Here is a 4646-nt window from a genome sequence, read left to right as displayed (position 1 = left end):
GGGATGGAAAGAGTTGGGGTGTGGGGGACGAAGTGGAGGTGAGTGGGCTTGTGAGAGGTGAAGGGCAGGCCGGCGGCGCCGCGCGAGCGGCGTGGGCGCCGTGGGCGCCGATCCCGGCGACCTGGCGGTCGATGCGGGCGTGGCAGCGGGTCGGGGCGGACCGCAGGGCGTGGCTGGCGCAGCTGTGTGAGCAGTCAGCAGCTACGGAGCAAAGGGGGTGAGGATGGGCAAGATTTGGGCGGCGCTGGCGGCGGTGGCTGCAGAAGGCGCGGTGTTGGCGTGGCTGGTGGGCGGCCAGCTGTGGGACTGGATGAGCGCGGGGCTCAGCGCCGGCATCAGCTATTGAGGCCGGCGCTGGACCGGAGGAAAAAGAGAGCCGGCACGCTGTCTGTCACGAGGACAGGGCGTGCCGGCTCTCTTGGTGTCTGGGGTCAGGGTGCGGTGTGGACGCTGACGCGGTGGTCGAGTTTGAGCAGTCGGGCCAGTGGCGGCACGTCGCCGCCGTGGCGGGCGGCATGAGTTTCGGCGGCGGCGAGCAGGGCCGCGGTGCGGCGGTAGTCGGCGGCCAGGAAGGCGCATTGGGCGGCGAGCACGTAGGCCGCTGCGGCGATCGGCCGCGGGCCCAGGTGCGTGGCGATGCGCTCGTAAAGCGCCGCGGCGCGGGCTTCGTGGCGGTCGGCGACGCCGGCGAGGTGGCGCGCGTGCGCGCCGGTGAGCACGACGGCGGTGCGCTCGGCGAGGTCGGCGGTTGGCTCGGTGCGCTCGATGAGCGCGGTGCGCAGTGCGCTCAAGGTGTTGAGGGTGTCGGTGTGCGTCATGGCAGTCCTTTCACGGAGCGCGGTGCGCGCTGAGGGTGATGTGCGGTCGGTGATGTGCGGTCGGTGATGTGCGGTGCACCCCGGGCCCGCGCAGTGCGGGTCCCGGGGTGCGGTCGGTGGCGCCCTAGTGGGTCGGGGCGGTGGCGGCGATGAAGGCTTCGGCGTCGGCCAGGTAGTACTCGGCGTGGCGGAGCTCGTCGGGGCTGGCGTCGCCGGCGAGCAGGACGGTGACGGCGTTGTCGCGGGCCGACAGGGCGTATTGGCGGCGGCGGTGTGGGTCGTCGGCTGCGGCCACGGCGGAGTGGATGTCGGCGCGGGCGTAGGCCAGCACCGCCGTGGTGCTGGGACCGGCGTTGAGGTTGCTGGTGGGGTCGTGGTCGGTGACGGACCAGGGGTTGGCGGCGAGGGTCATGGTTGTTCTCCGTTCGTCTGCGGTATTTGCTGCGCCGGTTAGCGCTGGGGTTGCGGGGGACCGGCGGGGTGGCGCGCGCAACCTCGAAGAGGCCGCGACGGGCGGAGCAGGGTTTTCGGCCCGCGCGAGCCGGCGCGCAGCGCCCTGGCGAGCTGGCATTGGGCCGAAAAGGTCACTCGGCCTGCGCAGTTCGGCGCGGGTGTGGGTTGCGCGTGACGGGGCCTCGTCGGTCACACTGGGCGACCCAGCTGAACGGTTAAAGGTGAGGGGCTACGGACCACGCCCGCCGCAGGCGGGCATCCGCCGGTCGCACCTAGTGCGCCGGCGCCCGCGCACGGCGAAGACACCACACCAGCCGATGCCCGCACCCTGCGCGGACACCGGCCGGTGGGTGCCGGTTAGGTGTCGGCCCGTCGTTCGGCGGCGGGGGTGTCGAGGCTGCTGATGGCCCAGGGCGCGTCGTCGTAGCCGGGCAGTTCGCCGATGAGGCGGCGTTCGAGGGCGCGGCAGAAGGAGTGGGCTTGGCTGGTGCGCCAGCCGGGGTGCTCGCAGGACTGGTATTCGTAGCAGTGCAGAGCTTTGATCAGCTCGACACCACTCCAGGTGGTGTGGCGGGGCTGCTGGTAGGCGTAGATATAGGCGTCGTCTTCGTCGTAGCGGTAGTTGACGGAGGCGGCGTTCTCGTCGACAAGCATCTGTCCGACGGTGTCGATTGCGTCGTCGGTGAGCCGGCCTTCTCGGCTGGGGTTGTCGTAGTACCAGACCAGGGGTCCGTAGGGGCTGGTGGGCCGGCTGGCGGCCCAGAGCAGGACGTGGATGTGTTCGGGGTCGACGATGAATGCGCTCATGGTGGGTTCCTTTCTGGGGGTGGGGTTAGACGAGCCCGGCGGCGGTGAGGCGGCGGCGGATAGCGGCGAGACTGACGGTGGAGTCGGTAATTCGGGCCCAGTTCTGCCAGCCGTCGATGGCCTGCTCGACGTCGTTGAAGTCGACGTCGGCTCGGCTGATGGGCAGGGTGTGTCCGTTGTCGGGGTGGTCGAACTTGGCGACGACGGCGATGAGTTGGCCGGTGTCGTCGAACCACCCGTTGCGGCGGAAGCGCAGTTGGTAGGGCCGGCTGTCGTGGTCGTCGAGGAAGTCCCAGGCCAGGCCGTAGTCGATCTCCATGGTTGTTCTCCGTTCGTGTACGGGTTGGGTGCGCCGGTTAGCGCTGGGGTTGCGGGGGACCGGCGGGGTGGCGCGCGCAACCTCGAAGAGGCCGTGACGAGCGGAGCAGGGTTTTCGGCCCGCGAGCGGCAGCGAGCTTGATAGGGCCGAAAAGGTCACTCGGCCTGCGCAGTTCGGTGCGGGTGTGGGTTGCGCGTGACGGGGCCTCGTCGGTCACACTGGGCGACCCAGCTGAACGGTTAAAGGTGAGGGGCTACGGACCACGCCCGCCGCAGGCGGGCATCCGCCGGTCGCACCTAGTGCGCCGGCGCCCGCGCACGGCGAAGACACCACACCAGCCGATGCCCGCACCCTGCGCGGACACCGGCCGGGGGCGGCGGGTTAGTCGGTCATGGTGTTGCCGCGGTAGACGTCGCCTTCGATGTAGGTGAGCAGGTCGCCGTTGGTGTCGGCCAGGCACCAGTAGTAGGGGGCGTCGTAGCGGACGACCCGCCAGGTGTTGTCGGCTCGGTCCCAGTAGAGCTTGTCGAGGAGCTGGGTGTCGCCCCCGGAGCCGCCGAAGAAGGCGGCGCCGCTGGAGGGGTTGAAGTGTTCGTTGAGGATGGTGATGACGTCTTCGACGGTGGTGGCCTCTGCGCAGCGGGTCAGGGCGGCGTCGACGTTGGCCCAGAAGTCGTCGAGGGGGTAGGTCATGGTTGTTCTCCGTTCGTCTGCGGTATTTGCTGCGCCGGTTAGCGCTGGGGTGCAGGGGACCGGCGGGGTGGCGCGCGCAACCTCGAAGAGGCCGTGACGAGCGGAGCAGGGTTTTCGGCCCGCGCGAGCCGGCGCGCAGCGCCCTGGTGAGCTGGCGTTGGGCCGAAAAGGTCACTCGGCCTGCGCAGTTCGGCGCGGGTGTGGGTTGCGCGTGACGGGGCCTCGTCGGTCACACTGGGCGACCCAGCTGAACGGTTAAAGGTGAGCAGCTACCCAAACCCACGCCCGCCGCAGGCGGGCCTCCGCGCCTCCGGGCGCGCCGGCCGACAGGGGGCGGCGGACCGGAAGACACCGCAGGCCCGCCGGTCCCGCGCGGCTGCGCGGACCCGGGCGGGCTGGTGGTTGGTCAGACCCAGAGCAGGGCGGGCACTTCGGTCCATCCGGGGCCTGGGTGCTGGGCTGCGAGGTAGATGCGGTCGCGGGCCCAGGTGGTGTGGCGTCTCTGTGTGGCGAGGCCGCCTTCGGCGGTGAGCCAGGGCAGGGGGGAGCGCCGGATGCCGTAGTCGTCGACACCGAAGTGGTCTTTGTCGAGGTACTGGCGCTTGTCGGGGTTGCAGATGTACCTGTGGGCCGGCAGTGCTGCGGGCGCTTCAGCGTTGGGGGTGACTGGCTCGTCGGGGTCGATGAGACCGGCGAAGCACACGAAATGCTGGGGTTCGACGAGCCAATACAGCGCATCCTGGTCGTCGTCGGGGTCCTCGTAGTCGCCGGCCCAGACCAGGCGGGCGCCGCCGTCGAGGGTGAGCAGTATTTCCACGGCGGTCATGAGCGGGGAGTCGGCGCGGGTGTGGGTGGACAGTTTGGGTCCGGCGCCGTAGGTGGCGGGGTTGAGGGCGGCCAGGGGTCGGCCCGTGGGGTCGACGATGACGGGGTTGAAGTATTGGCCCATGGTGGTGTCCTTTCAAGGATGGGTGATGGATGAGCTGGGGTGGTGATCGGGCCCCGCGCCGGGGCGGGGCCCGATCGGGTGGTCAGGACCGATCAATGGCTGCGGTGAGTTCGTCGGTGGACACGGGGTTCCAACCCACCGAGGCGACGGCCCAGGCGGTTTCGCCGATGACTACGACGTCGCCGACGGACAGGCTGCGGTGTCCGGCGTGGCGCCATCCGGTGGCCCAGGTGGTGGTGGGTTCGCAGTTGAGCTCGTCGAAGATGTGCTCGAGTGCGGCGCTGATGGCGGTCTGCTGTGGTCGGGTGTCGGTGGGGATGGGCAGGTTGAAAGTTGCGGCGGCGCGCAGCCGCGCGGGTGCGGCGCGGTTGAAACCGAGGAAACTTGCGGGGGCCTCGTTGAGGTACACGGTGGTGGGCACGGTGGGTGTGGCGGTGGTGGTGGTCATGATGTTCTCCCGTTTCTCGTGGTGAGTGGTGCGCCGGTCAGCGCTGGGGAGCGGTCAATCGGGTGAGGGTGGGCGGTCAACCCCGAAGAGCCGACGGCGCACGGAGCAGGGTTTTCGGCCCGCGAGCGGCAGCGAGCTTGATAAGGCCGAAAAGGTCAC

The 4646-nt window shown here is 70.1% G+C and carries 9 protein-coding genes; 2 read left to right on the top strand and 7 right to left on the bottom strand.

From position 1 onward, the window contains the following. Nucleotides 1–221, top strand: a 221-nt coding sequence (locus CEX87_RS27800) for a hypothetical protein (RefSeq protein ID WP_233151545.1), incomplete at its 5' end; no start/stop codon positions are given. A 2-nt stretch (nucleotides 222–223) separates the two neighbouring features. Next, nucleotides 224–346: a hypothetical protein gene (locus tag CEX87_RS27885; protein WP_268949778.1), complete on the top strand. Its 123-nt coding sequence runs from the start codon at nucleotides 224–226 to the stop codon at nucleotides 344–346. 85 nt (nucleotides 347–431) lie between these two features. Here the strand turns inward: CEX87_RS27885 and CEX87_RS26750 are convergent, their stop codons facing one another. The 7 genes from CEX87_RS26750 to CEX87_RS26720 all read right to left on the bottom strand — a co-directional run bounded on the left by CEX87_RS26750 (nucleotide 432) and on the right by CEX87_RS26720 (nucleotide 4487). After that, nucleotides 432–818, bottom strand: coding sequence for a hypothetical protein (locus CEX87_RS26750; RefSeq protein WP_006246415.1), 387 nt, complete (start codon nucleotides 816–818; stop codon nucleotides 432–434). A gap of 124 nt (nucleotides 819–942) precedes the next feature. Next, nucleotides 943–1230 carry a hypothetical protein gene (locus CEX87_RS26745; protein WP_006246416.1) on the bottom strand — a complete coding sequence of 96 codons (288 nt, stop codon included), beginning with the start codon at nucleotides 1228–1230 and terminating at the stop codon, nucleotides 943–945. Between the two features lie 398 nt (nucleotides 1231–1628). Beyond that, a complete protein-coding gene (locus CEX87_RS26740; RefSeq protein WP_006247758.1) occupies nucleotides 1629–2078 on the bottom strand; it encodes a hypothetical protein in 450 nt (149 codons plus the stop codon). Between the two features lie 25 nt (nucleotides 2079–2103). Beyond that, entirely contained in the window at nucleotides 2104–2397 is a 294-nt protein-coding gene (locus tag CEX87_RS26735; protein WP_006247759.1) for a hypothetical protein, read from the bottom strand. A 381-nt stretch (nucleotides 2398–2778) separates the two neighbouring features. Then, a complete protein-coding gene (locus CEX87_RS26730) occupies nucleotides 2779–3090 on the bottom strand; it encodes a hypothetical protein (RefSeq protein WP_006247664.1) in 312 nt (103 codons plus the stop codon). 406 nt (nucleotides 3091–3496) lie between these two features. Further along, a complete protein-coding gene (locus CEX87_RS26725) occupies nucleotides 3497–4039 on the bottom strand; it encodes a hypothetical protein (protein WP_011767735.1) in 543 nt (180 codons plus the stop codon). An 82-nt stretch (nucleotides 4040–4121) separates the two neighbouring features. Continuing rightward, nucleotides 4122–4487 carry a hypothetical protein gene (locus tag CEX87_RS26720; protein WP_006247667.1) on the bottom strand — a complete coding sequence of 122 codons (366 nt, stop codon included), beginning with the start codon at nucleotides 4485–4487 and terminating at the stop codon, nucleotides 4122–4124. Nucleotides 4488–4646 lie beyond the last annotated feature (159 nt).

The organism is Mycobacterium lehmannii (genome assembly GCF_002245535.1).
Classification (GTDB): domain Bacteria; phylum Actinomycetota; class Actinomycetes; order Mycobacteriales; family Mycobacteriaceae; genus Mycobacterium; species Mycobacterium lehmannii.
This window is presented reverse-complemented; position numbering and strand designations above follow the sequence as displayed.

What these genes read in the sequence shown, in the direction of transcription:
- CEX87_RS26720 (WP_006247667.1), bottom strand. Translation starts at nt 4,487, where the DNA reads ATGACCACCACCACCGCCACACCCACCGTGCCCACCACCGTGTACCTC.
- CEX87_RS26750 (WP_006246415.1), bottom strand. Translation starts at nt 818, where the DNA reads ATGACGCACACCGACACCCTCAACACCTTGAGCGCACTGCGCACCGCG.
- CEX87_RS26735 (WP_006247759.1), bottom strand. Translation starts at nt 2,397, where the DNA reads ATGGAGATCGACTACGGCCTGGCCTGGGACTTCCTCGACGACCACGAC.
- CEX87_RS27885 (WP_268949778.1), top strand. Translation starts at nt 224, where the DNA reads ATGGGCAAGATTTGGGCGGCGCTGGCGGCGGTGGCTGCAGAAGGCGCG.
- CEX87_RS26740 (WP_006247758.1), bottom strand. Translation starts at nt 2,078, where the DNA reads ATGAGCGCATTCATCGTCGACCCCGAACACATCCACGTCCTGCTCTGG.
- CEX87_RS26745 (WP_006246416.1), bottom strand. Translation starts at nt 1,230, where the DNA reads ATGACCCTCGCCGCCAACCCCTGGTCCGTCACCGACCACGACCCCACC.
- CEX87_RS26730 (WP_006247664.1), bottom strand. Translation starts at nt 3,090, where the DNA reads ATGACCTACCCCCTCGACGACTTCTGGGCCAACGTCGACGCCGCCCTG.
- CEX87_RS26725 (WP_011767735.1), bottom strand. Translation starts at nt 4,039, where the DNA reads ATGGGCCAATACTTCAACCCCGTCATCGTCGACCCCACGGGCCGACCC.